At 70.2% G+C, this 14249-nt stretch carries 13 protein-coding genes and 1 pseudogene; 4 read left to right on the top strand and 10 right to left on the bottom strand.

The window, feature by feature from the left end:
* Window positions 1–8: 8 nt before the first annotated feature.
* The 5 genes from G3I71_RS23505 to G3I71_RS23485 form a co-directional block, all read right to left on the bottom strand.
* On the bottom strand, window positions 9–764 hold the full coding sequence (locus G3I71_RS23505; RefSeq protein ID WP_164316909.1) for an SDR family NAD(P)-dependent oxidoreductase: 756 nt from the start codon (window positions 762–764) through the stop codon (window positions 9–11).
* Window positions 761–2101: an L-fuconate dehydratase gene (locus G3I71_RS23500; RefSeq protein WP_343243058.1), complete on the bottom strand. Its 1341-nt coding sequence runs from the start codon at window positions 2099–2101 to the stop codon at window positions 761–763. The genes G3I71_RS23505 and G3I71_RS23500 overlap by 4 nt, the downstream gene beginning before the upstream one ends.
* Before the next feature lie 72 nt (window positions 2102–2173).
* Window positions 2174–3199: an ABC transporter permease gene (locus G3I71_RS23495; protein WP_164316905.1), complete on the bottom strand. Its 1026-nt coding sequence runs from the start codon at window positions 3197–3199 to the stop codon at window positions 2174–2176.
* A complete protein-coding gene (locus G3I71_RS23490) occupies window positions 3192–4718 on the bottom strand; it encodes a sugar ABC transporter ATP-binding protein (RefSeq protein ID WP_164316903.1) in 1527 nt (508 codons plus the stop codon). Before G3I71_RS23490 ends, G3I71_RS23495 begins: the two co-directional genes overlap by 8 nt.
* Entirely contained in the window at window positions 4715–5794 is a 1080-nt protein-coding gene (locus G3I71_RS23485) for a sugar ABC transporter substrate-binding protein (protein ID WP_164316901.1), read from the bottom strand. The genes G3I71_RS23490 and G3I71_RS23485 overlap by 4 nt, the downstream gene beginning before the upstream one ends.
* Before the next feature lie 165 nt (window positions 5795–5959).
* On the opposite strand from G3I71_RS23485, the gene G3I71_RS23480 reads away from it, so the two are divergent.
* Window positions 5960–6688 (top strand): FadR/GntR family transcriptional regulator, encoded by a 729-nt coding sequence (locus G3I71_RS23480; protein WP_343243054.1) that lies wholly within the window; start codon window positions 5960–5962, stop codon window positions 6686–6688.
* 140 nt (window positions 6689–6828) lie between these two features.
* On the opposite strand, the gene G3I71_RS52740 is transcribed toward G3I71_RS23480, so the two are convergent.
* Window positions 6829–7137, bottom strand: coding sequence for a discoidin domain-containing protein (locus G3I71_RS52740; RefSeq protein WP_343243057.1), 309 nt, complete (start codon window positions 7135–7137; stop codon window positions 6829–6831).
* 163 nt (window positions 7138–7300) lie between these two features.
* A pseudogene (locus G3I71_RS23475) lies at window positions 7301–8410 on the bottom strand (beta-N-acetylhexosaminidase); the annotation flags it as partial.
* A gap of 262 nt (window positions 8411–8672) precedes the next feature.
* Here G3I71_RS23475 and G3I71_RS23470 point away from each other — a divergent pair.
* Window positions 8673–10016: an amidase gene (locus G3I71_RS23470; protein ID WP_164316899.1), complete on the top strand. Its 1344-nt coding sequence runs from the start codon at window positions 8673–8675 to the stop codon at window positions 10014–10016.
* A gap of 57 nt (window positions 10017–10073) precedes the next feature.
* On the opposite strand, the gene G3I71_RS23465 is transcribed toward G3I71_RS23470, so the two are convergent.
* Window positions 10074–10571 carry a GNAT family N-acetyltransferase gene (locus G3I71_RS23465; RefSeq protein WP_164316897.1) on the bottom strand — a complete coding sequence of 166 codons (498 nt, stop codon included), beginning with the start codon at window positions 10569–10571 and terminating at the stop codon, window positions 10074–10076.
* A 65-nt stretch (window positions 10572–10636) separates the two neighbouring features.
* Window positions 10637–10810, bottom strand: coding sequence for a hypothetical protein (locus tag G3I71_RS50390; protein WP_343243053.1), 174 nt, complete (start codon window positions 10808–10810; stop codon window positions 10637–10639).
* A gap of 440 nt (window positions 10811–11250) precedes the next feature.
* Here G3I71_RS50390 and G3I71_RS23460 point away from each other — a divergent pair, with 440 nt between their 5' ends.
* Window positions 11251–11709 carry an inositol oxygenase family protein gene (locus tag G3I71_RS23460; RefSeq protein ID WP_164316895.1) on the top strand — a complete coding sequence of 153 codons (459 nt, stop codon included), beginning with the start codon at window positions 11251–11253 and terminating at the stop codon, window positions 11707–11709.
* 55 nt (window positions 11710–11764) lie between these two features.
* Complete coding sequence (locus G3I71_RS23455; RefSeq protein WP_164316893.1) at window positions 11765–12556, top strand: SDR family oxidoreductase; 792 nt, start codon at window positions 11765–11767, stop codon at window positions 12554–12556.
* A gap of 85 nt (window positions 12557–12641) precedes the next feature.
* On the opposite strand, the gene G3I71_RS23450 is transcribed toward G3I71_RS23455, so the two are convergent.
* On the bottom strand, window positions 12642–14153 hold the full coding sequence (locus tag G3I71_RS23450) for an SDR family NAD(P)-dependent oxidoreductase (protein ID WP_164316891.1): 1512 nt from the start codon (window positions 14151–14153) through the stop codon (window positions 12642–12644).
* Window positions 14154–14249: the final 96 nt, after the last annotated feature.

Below are 14249 nucleotides of genomic sequence, written 5' to 3'. Positions count from 1 at the left end.
CGGCATGTTCACCGGGCCGCCGGGCGCAGTCGCAAGCCCTGCATACCGCCGTCGACGGCGAGGGCGGTGCCGGTGGTGGCGCCGGACAGAGGGCTCGCCAAGTAGGCGATGGCGCCCGCGACTTCGGCGGCCGAGACCAGGCGGCCGGAGGGCTGGCGGGCCTCCAGTGCGGCGCGTTCGGCGGCGGGGTCGGCGGCCGAGTCGAGGAGGCGGCCGACCCAGGGGGTGTCGGCCGTCCCCGGGTTGACGCAGTTCACGCGAACGCCCTCGCGCACGTGGTCGGCGGCCATCGCCAGGGTCAGCGAGTACACGGCGCCCTTGGTGGCGCTGTACAGGGCGCGTTGCGGCAGGCCCGCCGTGGCCGCGATCGAGCAGGTGTTCACGATGGCGGCGTGCTCGGAGTTCCGCAGGTGCGGCAGGGCGGCGCGGGCGACACGGACCATACCGAGCACGTTGACGTCGAAGACGCGGTGCCATTCGTCGTCGTCGTTGGCCTCGACGGTACCCTGGGCGCCGATCCCGGCGTTGTTGACGACGATGTCGAGTCCGCCGAGGTCGGCGACGGCGGCGGCCACCGCCTCCCGTACGGAGGTGTCGTCGGTGACGTCGGCCCGGTAGCCGAGCAAGGGTTTCCCGACCGACGACGGGTCCAGGTCGAGGACGGCGACCTGTGCGCCGCGCGCCGCCAGCAGTTCCGCGGTGGCCCGGCCGATGCCGGACGCGCCGCCCGTGACCAGCGCCTTGAGACCCTCGAAGTCGGTCATGCGGCCTGCCCCTTCTCCTTCGCCAGGTCGGCGGCCCAGAAGCCGCCGCCGGGGAACGTGAACTCCGCGATGGACTCCGGCCGCATGGTCGCGGAGAAGCCCGGCGCGGTCGGTGCCAGGTAATGACCTTGCCTGATCACCACGGGGTCGAGGAAGTGGCCGTGCAGATGATCGACGTACTCGATGACCCGGTTCTCGGTCGTGCCGGCCAGAGCGACGTAGTCGAACATCGACAGGTGCTGGACGAGTTCGCACAGGCCGACGCCGCCCGCGTGCGGGCAGACGGGCACCCCGAACTTGGCCGCGAGCAGCAGGATGGCGAGGTTCTCGTTGACGCCGCCGACGCGGGCCGCGTCGATCTGCACGATGTCGAGGGCGTCGGCCTGCAGGAGCTGCTTGAAGACGACACGGTTCTGGACGTGCTCGCCGGTGGCGACCTTGACGGGGGCCACGGCCCGGCGGATCGCCGCGTGGCCGAGGATGTCGTCGGGGCTGGTGGGCTCCTCGATCCAGTAGGGGTCGAACTCGGCGAGCGCCTTGGTCCAGCGGATCGCCTCGTCGACGTCCCAGCGCTGGTTGGCGTCGATAGCCATACGGATGTCTGGGCCGACGACATTGCGGGCGACCCGGCAGCGGCGGATGTCGTCCTCGAGGTCCGCTCCGACCTTGAGCTTGATCTGCTTGAAGCCGTCGGCGACAGCCTCGGCGGCGAGCCGGGTGAGCTTCTCGTCGTCGTAGCCGAGCCAGCCGGCGGAGGTGGTGTAGGCGGGAAAGCCCTTCGCCAGCAGGTCGGCCGTGCGTTCGGCGGCGCCCTCCCGGCCCCGGCGCAGCAGGTCGAGAGCCTCCTCGGGGGTGAGCGCGTCGGTGAGGTAGCGGAAGTCGATCTGCTGGACGAGCCACTCGGGTTCGGCCTCGGCGAGCAGCTGCCACAGGGGCTGGCCTGCTCGTTTCGCGGCGAGATCCCATGCGGCGTTGACGACCGCGCCGATCGCCATGTGCATCACGCCCTTCTCGGGGCCGAGCCAGCGCAGCTGGCTGTCGCCGATCAGGTCGCGGTTCAGGGTGCCCGGGTTCGCGCACAGCTCGTCGACGGACCGGCCGACCACATGACCGCGCAGCGCGTCGATCGCGGCGACCTGGACCTCGTTGCCCCGCCCGATGGTGAAGGTGAATCCATGCCCCTCGTGCCCGTCGGCCGCGTCGGTACGCAGCACGACGTAGGCCGCCGAGTAGTCGGGGTCGGGATTCATCGCGTCGGAGCCGTCGAGCTCACGCGAGGTGGGGAACCGGATGTCGTAGGTGTCGACCGCGGTGATGCGGGCGGAGGTCGGTGACACGGAGTGCCTTTCGGTCAGCGGCAGGGGCTCCATGGGGGGAGCCTCGGAGGTGCGTGAGGGTGGGGGCGGGGATCAGTCCTGAGCTCGGCCGGTGGTGAGACGGGCTATCACGAGTGCGAGCAGGATGATCCCGCCGTAGATGGCGTCGATCCAGAAGGACGGCACCTGGGCCATGGTGAGCATTGTCTTGACCACGCCCAGCAGGAGAACGCCGGTCAGGGCCCCGAACATGGTGCCCCGGCCGCCGTCGAGGCTGATGCCTCCGATGACGGCAGCGGCGAACACGGTGAAGATCATGTTCTCGCCCTGGTTCGCGCCGATCGCGCCCACGTAGCCGGTGTACATGAGTCCACCGACCGAGGCGAGGACACCGGCGACGACGTAGACCCCCAGGCGGACCCGGTCGACTCGGATGCCCGCGGCGCGCGCCGCTTCCAGGTTGCCGCCGATCGCGTACAACGACCGGCCGACCCGGTGGTACTTGAGCACCAGCCCGGCGACGGCGAACGCCGCGGCGGCGAGCCACACAGACAGGGGGATGTGCAGGAAGGTGGTGGTGGCCAGCGAGAAGAACGCGTCCGGCATGCCGAACAGTGTCTTGCCCTTGGTTGCCCCGACGAGGAGTCCGCGCAGGACGATCAGCATGGCGAGGGTGACGATGAACGCGTTGAGCTTCACCTTCACCACGAGGAAGCCGTTGAAGGCACCGACGACCGCGCCCGCCAGGGGGATGGCCAACAGGGCTACGCCCACAGGGAGTTCGGTACCCCAGCCGGCCTGGGCGGCCGGCAGCACCAGGAGCGCCGCCACCGCCGGCGCGATGCCGACCATCGATTCGAGCGACAGGTCGAACTTGCCGGTGATGAGCACCAGCGACTCGGCGAGTACCACCATCGCCAGCGCGGCGGACGAGGCAAGGATGGAGATCAGGGTGGCTTCGGTGAAGAAGGAGTCGTTGAGTACGGCACCGAGCACTAGCAACAGCAACAGCGCCGGAACCAGGGCGAGTTCGCGCGCCCGCCGCACCAGCACGGCCCTCGCCGACCGGGTGTTGGGCACGCTCACCGGCTTCACCGGCAGAGCCTTGGTGTCAGCCATGGTCCACTCCTTCGATGGAGGCGATCAGCTCGTGGTCGCGCCAGCCCGCCGGATGCTCGGCGACGACGCGGCCGTGGAAGAGGACGAGGACGCGGTCGCAGCGGCGCAGGTCGTCGAGTTCGTCGGAGACGACCAGGACGGCGGTGCCGTCCTCGCGGGCGCTGTCCATGCGCGCGAGGAGGGACTCCTTGGACTTCACGTCGACGCCCGCGGTGGGGTTGATGAGGACGAGCAGTTTGGGGTCGGAGGCGAGGGCGCGGGCCATGACGACCTTCTGCGCGTTGCCGCCGGACAGGTCGGAGACGGGCTGGTCGGGGCCCTCGGTGTGGATGTCGAGGCGTTCGATGAGCGCGGTGGCGAAGCCTCGTTTGCGGTCGCCGGAGACGAATCCGTACCGTCCGAGCCTGCGCAGGACGCTCATGGTGGCGTTGTCGCCGACGGTCATGCCGGAGACCAGACCCTGTTCGTGCCGGTCGCGCGGCACACAGGCGACGCCCGCCGTCAGCGCCGCCTGCACGTCCCCGAACGGCAGCCGCTTGTCGTCGAGTCGAGCCGATCCGCCGGTCGGGGTGTGCAGACCGGCGAAGGACTCGGCCAGCTCGATCTTGCCGCTGCCGCTGGACCCGGCGAGTCCGACGACCTCACCGCGGCGAACGGTCAGGTCGATGTTCTCGTACGCCGGTGAGGTGAGCCCCTCGGCTGCCAGCAGCACCGGCCGCCCCGGCTCGACTCCCCTGGGCGTGACGGTCTGTTCGGCGATCAACTCCCCGGCCATGGCCTCGATCAGGGCCTGGCGCGGAAGGTCGGCGACGGGGGCTGTGGTGATCCAGCGGGCGTCGCGCAGGACGGTCACCGTCTGGCACACCTCGTACACCTCCTGGAGGTGGTGCGAGATGAACAGGAAGGTGACCCCGGAGTCCTGGAGTGCGCGCATCCGGGTGAAGAGCCGCTCGATCTCCCGGCTGTCGAGCTGGGCGGTCGGCTCGTCGAGGACGATGAACCGGGCGCCGAAGCTCAACGCCCGTGCGATCTCCACCATTTGGCGGTCCTCGACCTTGAGGTCGGCGGTGCGGGCCTCCGGGTCGACGTGCACGTCCCAGGTCCCGAGGAGTTCGGCGGCCTCGGTCCGCAGCCGGCGCCAGCTGATGACTCCGCCGCGGCCGGTCGGCTGCCGGTTGATGAAGAGGTTCTCGCCGACCGTCAACTCGGGGACGACCGTGGGCTTCTGGTAGACGCAGGCCACCTTGGAGCGCCAGGCGTCGCGGTCGGCGAGCGGGGGTGCGGGCCGGCCGTCGAAGTGGACCGTGCCCTCGTCGGGCGCCTGGAGGCCGGTGAGGATGGTGACCAGGGTGGACTTTCCGGCGCCGTTGCGGCCGACCAGGGCGTGCGACTCACCGGCCAGGACGGTGAGTCGACCGTCCTGGAGCGCGGTGGTCGGACCGTACCGCTTGGCGATGCCGTGTGCCTCGACAAGCGGTACGGGAGAGGTGTCCGGGGTTTCCCGTTGCTGGCTGCTCATCCGACCGAGTTGCCCCAGAGGTCGGGGTCGTCGACGTTCTCCTTGGTGACCAGGGGCGCGGGCAGCTGGTCCTCCAGGATGCCGCTGGACAGCTTGACGATCTCGGAGTCGTGGTCGGTGGGCCCCACCTTGAACGTCTTCCCGGCCATCGCCGCCTTGATGTAGTACATGCCGTACTTGGCGTAGAGGTCGGCGGGCTGCGAGACGGTCGCGTCGATCTCGCCCTTGCGGATGGCGTCGAACTCCTGCGGGATGCCGTCGTTCGAGACGATCGCGATATGACCGGCCTCGCCCGTCTTCTTCAGCAGCCCCTTGGACTTGAGGGTCTGCAGCGTGGGCGCGAGGTAGACGCCGCCGGCCTGCATGTAGATGCCCTTGATGTCCGGGTTGGCGTTGAGGAGCGTGTCGAGCTTGGAGGCCGCGGTGTCCGACTCCCACTTGGCCGGGATCTCCAGCACCTTGAGCTTCGGGAACTTCTCCTTCACACAGGCCCGGAACGCCTCCGACCGGTCCCGGCCGTTCACCGACGCGAGATCGCCCATGATCTGGACGACCTTGCCCGAGGTGATGTGCTTGCCGAGGTAGTCGCAGGCCTGCTCGCCGTACGCGACGTTGTTGGCGCGTACGACCATGGCGACCTTGCCCTTCTCGGGCGCCACGTCGACGGCCACCACGGGCACGCCCTTGCGCTCGGCCTGGTCGAGGCCGGCCTCGATGGCGGCGCTGTCCAGCGGCGCGACCACCAGACCCTTCACGCCCTGGTTGAGCTGGTTGTTGATGTCCGTGATCTGCTGCGAGGGGTCACTGTTGGAGTTGACCGTCTTCAGCGCGTCGACGCCCTCGGACTTGGCCATCTTCGGCACGTAGTCGTTGTACGACTGCCAGAACGGCGAGGTCAGCAACGGCAGGATCACTCCGACCTTGCCCGTCCCGTCACCGTCACCGTCCGAGGAGACGGTGTCCTTGGTGCTGCCGCAGGCGCTGAGCACCAGGCCGGTACAGGCGGCCAGGGCCACCACACCGAGGCTCCGCGCTCTGCCGCGCTTCTTCGGTGTCCCCACTGTTCGGTCGAGCATCTGAATAGCTCCTCGTTGAGCGTGATCGAGCGGATTCCGCATATTTATCAGACCACTTCCCGGTTGGGACACCCCACAGAGCCAAATTTTCCCGGATTCCGACAGTAGTGGTCCTACCAACCCTCTGGTTAGACTGCGGCGGACCCGGCTACAGGAGGACACGGCGTGGACGAGATCCCGGCCAGGAACAGTGAGGCCGCCCCGCAGAAGGGCACCGTGACGCAGCGCGCCATCGACCAGATCAAGGCGCTGATCGGCGAGGGCCGGCTGGAGCCTGGTGAGCGGCTGCCCACCGAGCGCGACCTCGCCGTCCGGCTGGGTATCTCGCGCAGCTCGATGCGGGAGGCGATCCGGGCGCTCACCGTGATGGGCGTACTGGAGGCCCGGCACGGCTCGGGCATCTACGTGACCCAGCTGGAGGCCGGCGACCTGCTGGAGACCTTCGGGGTGGTCGCGGACCTGTCGCGGGGCCCTCAGCTGGCCGAGCTGCTGGAGGTCCGGCGCATCCTGGAGTCGACGGCGACCGCGCTGGCCGCCGCCCGGATCACCCCGGACCAGCTCGCGGAGGTGGAGAAACACCTCACTGCGATGAACGCCACCGACGATCCCGAGGAGATCCTCGCCCACGACCTGGCCTTCCACCGCGAGATCACCGCCGCGGCAGGCAATGACAGCATGGCGGCGATCCTGGAAGGGCTCTCCTCACGTACGTTCCGCGCCCGCGTATGGCGCGCCTACCAGGAGGAGGGCGCCTTCGCCCGCACCCGCCGTGAGCACGCGGCGATCCATCGCGCGCTCGTCGCCCGCGACCCGGAGGCGGCCCGCGCGGCAGCCGCTGCCCACGTCGGCGAGGTGGAGCAGTGGCTGCGGGGTCAGCCTGACGCTCCGCGGTAGGGCCGTGATGTGACTGCGGACCGGTAAGGGCTGATCGCGCCCACGCGGCGGAGCCACACAGGTCACAGCCCCGCGCCCCTTTCAGGGCGCGATGCCGCAACCGTCCGTCCACGCCCGCACAGGCCGCCCCCGGGGGCCTGTCAGCCCACAGCCGACCGGTACAGCCCGAACTCCGCGATCGGCACCTCGGCGCGGGCCCGGGTCACCCGAACCCGCCACCGCCGGGCCCGGACAGGAGACGTCAGCCGCAGAATCCGGCTCGCGCCGACCGTGCCGGACCCCGCCACCCGGGTCCAGCGGCCCCCGGTGAACACCTCGACGACGAAGGCCTCGACCTGCTGTCCGTGCCGGATGTCCTCCGCGAGCCGGACCCGGTCCACCTCGCGCTCCCTGCCGAGATCGACGGTGACGGGACCCGGAGTCCGGGTGACCGTGGCCCCGGTCGTCATCAGGTCGGCCGGCAGTTCCCGGTCGACGCGCTCCCGGAACTCGCGCAGCCTGGTGACGTCGGAGCCGGCGAGCAGGCCGTCCGTGTCCGGCGGGACGTTGAGGAGGAGCACGGCGTTGCGGTCGACCGAGCCGAAGTAGATCTCGGTCAACTGGTCGACCGTCTTGGGCTGATGGTCCGGCGGTCACGGGCACGGTGTTGGCGCCGGTGAGACCGTCGTTCCAGATACGCAGCTTCTTGCCCTTGGCGACCAGGTAGGTCTGGGTTCGGTTGACGAAGTCGATGAAGGTGTCCTGCGGGGTGGCGTTCGCCCCGTACTTCTCCCGGGCGTACCGGAGCATCTGCGGGTACTTGGCGAAGTCGGAGCCGAGCATGTACTCGTCGGCGCCCATGTGCCAGGAGCCGCCGGTGAACACCTGCGCGTACTCGTCGATCAGGCTCGTGTAGTGGTCGAAGGCGGCCGGCTGGGTGATGTCGAGCCTGCTGGGCTGCTTGTTGCCGTCGGAGTCGGTGAGCTGGAGATCGGGGCGGTTGTCGATCCAGGGGTCCATGTGGCCCGGGGAGTCGATCTCCGGAACGATCTCGACGTGGTACTTGTCGCCGAGGGCGACGAGCCGCCGTATCTCGTCCTTGGTGTAGTAGCCCCAGGTGTCGGCCTCGGGGTGGGCGTCGCTCTTCACCTTGAGTTCCAGCAGCAGCTGGTTGAGCTTGTGATACGCCATGTCACGTACGAGGTTCTCCAGCCACGGCGTCGAGATGTGGACGTAGCAGGCGCACACGCCGACGCCCCGCTCCGCGTACCGGGGTACGTCGACCGTGCGTCCGGCGGGGACCCGGTCGCCCTGGGCGAGGAGCTGGAGGACGGTTCGGGTGCCGTAGAACGCGCCTGTCTCGGTCGCGCCGGTCACCGACAGCCGGGCGCCTGCCCGGAGTTCGTACCCCTCGGCGCCGAGTGCGACCCGCCCCGGGACCACGTCGATAACGATGTCACCGGCCCGCGCGCCGCCGCTCACCACGGGGACGAGACCATGGCCCGCGTCGCGCAGATCGTCGGCGAGGGTGTCCGCGACTCTGCGCTCGGGCGCGGAGTCGGCGACCAGTCGGGCAGCAGCATCGAACTTGTAACTCCCCTGCTCCGACGTCCAGTTGGTGAGTGCCGGCACGGTGACCGGGACACTCGCCGCCGCTGTGCGCGCGACGGCCGGGACCGGGGCGGCCAGCAGCAGGAGGGTCACCAGCGCACCCAGAAGCCGACGTCTTGGATACCTACTCATCTGGAAGCTCCCATTCATCGGAGGTGCGATGATTGAGCGCGCCCTCGGCACTGTCAATGGGGTCCTGAGCAAGGCGAGTTGGGTCAGTGATCGGATGACCAGCGACTCTGTGACGGGAAGCGGAAGCCCCGGCGCCAGAAAAGTCCAAGAGACACGGGCCGAATGTCCAAGCTCGACGACACTCGACGCCCCTCCGTACTCGCGAGTAGCCTCATCGCCTCACGCGTTGCACGATGTGTTGCATCCACCCCGAGGAGCCTCCGTGACCAGCTGGGTCGGCCGAACCGCCGCCGAGATCGCCGCCGCCGTACGCGAGAAGCGCGTCACCCCGCGCGAAGTCGTGGCCGAGCATCTCGCGCGCATCGAACTGCTGGACGCCCGGGTGGGAGCGTTCCGCCGGGTGCGGGCCCAGGAGGCGCTGGCCGAGGCGGACGAGGTGGCCGGGCGCGCAGACCTGGCCGACCTTCCGCTCGCGGGCGTACCCATCGCGGTGAAGGACAACCTGGGCGTGCGCGGCGAGTCGACCCGGCACGGTTCCACCGCGACGCCGGACACCCCCGCCGACCACGATCACGTCACCGTGGCCCGGCTCCGGGCGGCGGGCGCGATCGTCGTCGGGGTCACCAATGTGCCCGAGCTGTGCATCTGGGGCACCACGGAGGGTCCTCTCGGCACGGCCCGCAACCCGTGGGACACCACCCGCACGGCGGGCGGTTCCTCGGGCGGCAGCGCCGCGGCCGTCGGCGCCGGGATGGTGCCCGTCGCGCTGGGCAACGACGGCATGGGCTCACTGCGCATCCCCGCCGCCAACTGCGGTGTCGTCACCATCAAGCCGGGTCTCGGGGTCGTCCCGGCGGGCATCGGCAACGGCGACTGGTTCGGCATGTCGGAGAACGGCCCGCTGGCGACGACGGTCGAGGACGCCCGCCTGCTGCTGTCGGTCCTCGCGGACACCCCGTTCGTACGGTCGGACGCGCACGCCGGCCGCAAGATCGCCCTCTCCGTCCGCAGCCCCATCACCGGCGTCACCATCAGCAGGCCGTACACCTCCGCCGCGCGCGAGGCCGCCGCGCTGCTGGACGGCGCCGGTCACGAGGTGCGGCCCGCCGACCCGCCGTACCCGCTGTCGATCGGCGTGACCTCGTTCACCCACTGGACGGCGGGCACGGCGCGGGACGCGCAGGGCTTCGACCGGAGCGGGCTGACCCGGCGCACCCGGGTCCACGCGGCCGTCGGGCGCCGGTTCGTCGGCTACGTCGAGCGCGGGCAGCACAAGGAACAGCTGCGCCGGCGCCTCGAACCGTTCTTCGCCGAGCACGACGTGCTGCTCACCCCCGCACTCGCCCGGCGCTCACCCACCGCCGCGGCCTGGCACGAGCGGGGCTGGCTGCGCAACGTCCTCGCCAACACGAACTACTCGCCGATGACGCCCCCGTGGAACCTGACGGGCTGGCCTGCGATGGCGGTACCGTTCGGCACCCTGCCCTCGGGCGCGCCCTGCGCCGTGCAGCTGGTGGGCCGCCCGGGCTCGGAGGCCGTACTCCTCGACGTGGCCCAGCAGTTGGAGGAACTGCACCCCTGGCAGCGGACGGCTCCGCTCACATAGAGGCTGCCCAGCGGCTGCCCAGAATGCCTGGAACCTGCCTGGAACCTGTCGAGCGGGTCAGTCGCAAAGGGCCTTGTGCATGATGTGCAGGCCCACCCGGCCGTGCCGGGGATGGTCGAACGCGTCCGGCACCGTGCCGAGGATCGTGAAGCCGAGCGAGGTCCACAGTTCGACCGCCGGGTTGGTCTCGACGACGGCGTTGAAGACCATGCCCCGATAGCCGTGGGCCTCGGCCTCGCTCAGGACGTGTTCGGCGAGGGCGCGGCCGATGCCACGGCCGCCGCAGTCGGGGTCGACCATGAAGCCGGCGTTGGCGATACGGCCGGCGGGGCCGGCGTAGTTGGGGGCGAGGAAGGCGGAGCCGACGACGTCACCGGCGCTGTCCTCGGCGACGTACACACGCTTGGCGGGGCTCATCCACAGGGCGCGGGCCGCTTCCTCGGAGGTGTCCGGGTCCCAGGTGTAGGTATCGGCGGCGGCCACGATGCGGTGCCAGAACGGCCAGATCCGCGGCCAGTCGTCGGCCGCGGCTCGCCTGATCTCTGCGCTCAGCATGGGCGTGAGTCTGGCACGCCCATGCTGACGACAATCCCGATGGGTCCGGGGGTCCTTGCCGGGCGTCAGTCGACGCTGGGCAGGATGTGGGGCTCGGCGAGGTCGTCCTCGTAGCCCGCCAGACGGATGGGGGCCGACCTGGCCCACACGTCGAGGCTGCCGAGCCGGTCGCTTCGGTCGATCGTGGCCGCCGTACGTTCTTCAGGGCCCTGTTCGAGATTCGTCTTCTCCGGTGTCACCGCGCACTCCTTATGTGTCGGGTCACCCTCAGGACATTCGGGACCAGTCTGGTGCCGGCCGCTCCACGTCCACTCGGGTCTGGGTCAAGAGCAGTAAGGACGCGGTGGCGCCGGTAACGGACCGTGGGTGTGGGTGGAACCCAGTCATGCTGTCCGTCCGCTCCAGTATTAACCAAATGAGCGGGCGCCCGCTCGATGGGGTGAAAACAAGGAGTAAAGAACTCAAGTCACTCAGTGTTCATTCAGCCCTAATTTGCGGTTGTTTGTGATGTCGAGCACGGTTTGCGCATCACCCGTACGGACCAATCGACGCACCCGCGTACGCCATTGCCGGAACGCGTCCGGCAGTTCAGCTCCCGTTGGCCCGCGCGCAAGTCGGCCATGGTGTCCTGGCCGACGGCAACGGCTGGTCCCGCGGTTGGACTCGGGAGGACTGACGTATGGAGCTGCGCGGCGTCGAGGAGCTGATGGATCTGCTGAACGCCTGCCGGGGCATCCCCGAGCACGGCGGCGGCCAGGTCGGTCCGGTCGATCTGCACCAGCACGCCCTCCAGACGGCCGCCCTGCTGCGCCGAAGTCGCCCCGCCGACAAGGAACTCCAGGTGGCAGGCCTGGTACACGTCATCGGCCGGGTCCTGACGCCCGGCACCCCCACCCGGCACGCCCGGGTCGCGGCGGACGCCGTCCGGCATCTGCTGGGCGAACGGGTCGCCCGCCTCGTACACGACAGCCCCTACGCCACGGACCTCGACCCGCACATGGACGCCGACGCGCTTGCCCTGCGTCAGGCGGACGAGGCCGGCCGGGTCCCGGGGTTCGACGCGGGCGTCCTGGAGGACTGGCGCACACTGCTCGAACTGGTCGCGCAACAGCACTCCCGGCTGGGCGCCGTCGACTGAACCCCCGTACGTCCAGGGGCTGTTGGCTGACGGTTCGTCATGAGACGGTACGCGGATGACGTCGCCGTACGGACTCGACGGGCGGGTCGCCCTGATCACCGGGGGCACGCGCGGGATCGGGCTGGCCGTCGCCGGGGCGCTCGCGGGTGCGGGGGCGAGGGTGTGTGTGACGGCCCGTGACCCGGAGGGGGTGCGGCGGGCTGCCGAGACGCTCGGCGGGGTCGGACTGGCGGGCAGCGTCGCCGATCCCGCACATCTGTCGGCGTTGACCGAGTTCACACTCGACGCGTTCGGACGGCTCGACATCGTGGTGAACAACGCGGCCACCAACCAGCCCTACGGCCCGCTGATGGACGCCGACCCGGACGCGTGGCGCGAGGCGTTCACCATGAACGTCGAGGCTCCGCTGCGACTGACGCAGCACGCGTGGCGGGCGTGGATGCGCGACCACGGCGGCACCGTGGTCAACATCTGCACGGAGGGCGCCACGCACGTCGGCCCCAACATTGGCGCGTACGGCACCAGCAAGGCGGCGCTGCTGCACCTGACGCGACAGCTCGCGGGCGAACTGGCCCCGCGGGTACGGGTCAACTCGGTCTCCCCCGGCCTCGTACGGACGGAGATGGCCCGCTTCGTGTGGGAGCACGGCGTGGACGCCGGCCTACCGCTGGGCCGGATCGGCGAACCCGAGGACATCGCCCGCGCGGTGCTCTGGCTGGCGTCGGACGCGGCGGAGTGGGTGACGGGGACGGACCTGCTGGTGGACGGCGGAACCCGCGTCCGCCCAGCGCGAACGGCAACGACATACACGGTCCATGAACACTTGCGGCTACACGAACCGACCTAGGAGCGCGGGGCAGTGTCGATATGCGGCTCCGCCGCGTGGGCGCGACCAGCCCACCACTACCCCCACGCGCACCACCAACACCCGCCTACCACTTACCAGGCGCGTAGTCCTTCATGAAGACCCCGTACAGATCCTCCCCCGCCTCACCCCGCACGATCGGGTCATAGACCCGAGCCGCACCGTCCACGAGGTCGAGCGGCGCATGGAACCCCTCGTCGGCCAGCCGCAGCTTGTCGTAGTGCGGGCGCTCGTCCGTGATCCACCCGGTGTCGACCGAGGTCATCAGAATCCCGTCGGCCTGGAACATCTCCTGCGCGCTGGTCCGCGTCACCATGTTCATCGCGGCCTTCGCGGCGTTCGTGTTCGGATGCCCCGCACCCTTGTACCCGCGCCCGAACACCCCCTCCATCGCCGAGACGTTGACGACATACGCGCGCTTGCTCACCGCGTCGCGCGCCGCCCCGGCCATCGCCGGCCGCAGCTTGCTGATCAGGATGAACGGCGCCGTGTAGTTGCACAGCTGGGTTTCGAGAAGCTCCACCGGGGAGATCTGCTCGATGGTCTGCACCCAGGTGTTGCTGTCGACGACATCGGGGACGAGGCCGCCCGCGTCGATGGCGGTGCCGTCGAGGTGCCGGGCGATGCTGGCGTTGCCCGCGACCAGGGCGAGGTCGGCGACCTTCTGTGCGTCGAGGCCGCTGATACCGACGGGCAGGGCGGTGAGTCCGTCGACCGCGCCGGAGTTGAAGGCGCCGATGACGTGGTGGGCGGGCAGCTCACCGGCCGGCAGCGGGGCGCTCTCGGCCTCGACGAGCGCGGCGTACGCGGAGGGCAGTCGGCGTACCGTCTGCGTCGCGTTGTTGATGAGGATGTCGAGCGGGCCCTGCTCGGCGACCCGGTCGGCCAGCGCCACGACCTGCGCGGGGTCGCGCAGGTCGGTGCCGACGACCTCCAGGCGGTGGATCCAGTCCGCGGAGTCGTCCATGGCCTTGAAGCGGCGGATGGCGTCCTTGGGGAAGCGCGTGGTGATGGTGGTGTGCGCGCCGTCGCGCAGCAGCCGCAGCGCGATGTACATGCCGATCTTGGCCCGGCCGCCGGTGAGGAGCGCGCGCTTGCCGGTGAGGTCGGTACGGGCGTCGCGGCGGGAGCGGTTCTCGGCGGCGCAGCTCTGGCAGAGCTGGTGGTAGAAGTAGTCGACCTCGACATAGCGCGCCTTGCAGGTGTAGCAGGAGCGCGGGCGCTGGAGTATCCCCGCGATCTGCCCCTCCTCGGTCACCGACGACGGCAGGATGCCCTCGGTCTCGTCGTCGATGCGCTGGGCGGAGCCGGTAGCCGTGGACTCGGTGACCGCCTTGTCGTGGGCGGTCTTGGAGGCCCGGCGCTCCTGCCGACGGCGCTGCTTGACCGTGCGGTAGACGCCGGCGGTGGCGCGGCGCACGGCGATGGCGTCGGGGTGGTCGACGTCCAGCTTGTCGAGTTCATCGAGCACGGCGAGGCAGACGGCCATGCGCTCGGGGTCGATGCCGGGACCGTGGGAGACGTCGTCCGCGTCGTCCATGCCGTCCACGGCCGTCGGGCCGTCCTCTGTCACCGTCATCGCGCTGCCGTTCCCTGGGTCGCCATCGCGGCGCTCAGACCGCGCCCGCTCTCGAACAGGCGATTTTACGGAAGCCCGGGCCCAGTCACCAAACCC

The sequence above is a fragment of the Streptomyces sp. SID12501 genome, assembly GCF_010550245.1.
GTDB lineage: Bacteria > Actinomycetota > Actinomycetes > Streptomycetales > Streptomycetaceae > Streptomyces.
The sequence above is the reverse complement of the archived record's forward strand: the minus strand, read 5'-3'. Positions and strand labels throughout refer to the sequence as shown.

What these genes read in the sequence shown, in the direction of transcription:
- G3I71_RS23495 (WP_164316905.1), bottom strand. Translation starts at nt 3,199, where the DNA reads ATGGCTGACACCAAGGCTCTGCCGGTGAAGCCGGTGAGCGTGCCCAAC.
- G3I71_RS23485 (WP_164316901.1), bottom strand. Translation starts at nt 5,794, where the DNA reads ATGCTCGACCGAACAGTGGGGACACCGAAGAAGCGCGGCAGAGCGCGG.
- G3I71_RS23490 (WP_164316903.1), bottom strand. Translation starts at nt 4,718, where the DNA reads ATGAGCAGCCAGCAACGGGAAACCCCGGACACCTCTCCCGTACCGCTT.
- G3I71_RS23450 (WP_164316891.1), bottom strand. Translation starts at nt 14,153, where the DNA reads ATGACGGTGACAGAGGACGGCCCGACGGCCGTGGACGGCATGGACGAC.
- G3I71_RS23460 (WP_164316895.1), top strand. Translation starts at nt 11,251, where the DNA reads ATGGAGCTGCGCGGCGTCGAGGAGCTGATGGATCTGCTGAACGCCTGC.
- G3I71_RS23505 (WP_164316909.1), bottom strand. Translation starts at nt 764, where the DNA reads ATGACCGACTTCGAGGGTCTCAAGGCGCTGGTCACGGGCGGCGCGTCC.
- G3I71_RS52740 (WP_343243057.1), bottom strand. Translation starts at nt 7,137, where the DNA reads ATGACGACCGGGGCCACGGTCACCCGGACTCCGGGTCCCGTCACCGTC.
- G3I71_RS23465 (WP_164316897.1), bottom strand. Translation starts at nt 10,571, where the DNA reads ATGCTGAGCGCAGAGATCAGGCGAGCCGCGGCCGACGACTGGCCGCGG.
- G3I71_RS23455 (WP_164316893.1), top strand. Translation starts at nt 11,765, where the DNA reads ATGACGTCGCCGTACGGACTCGACGGGCGGGTCGCCCTGATCACCGGG.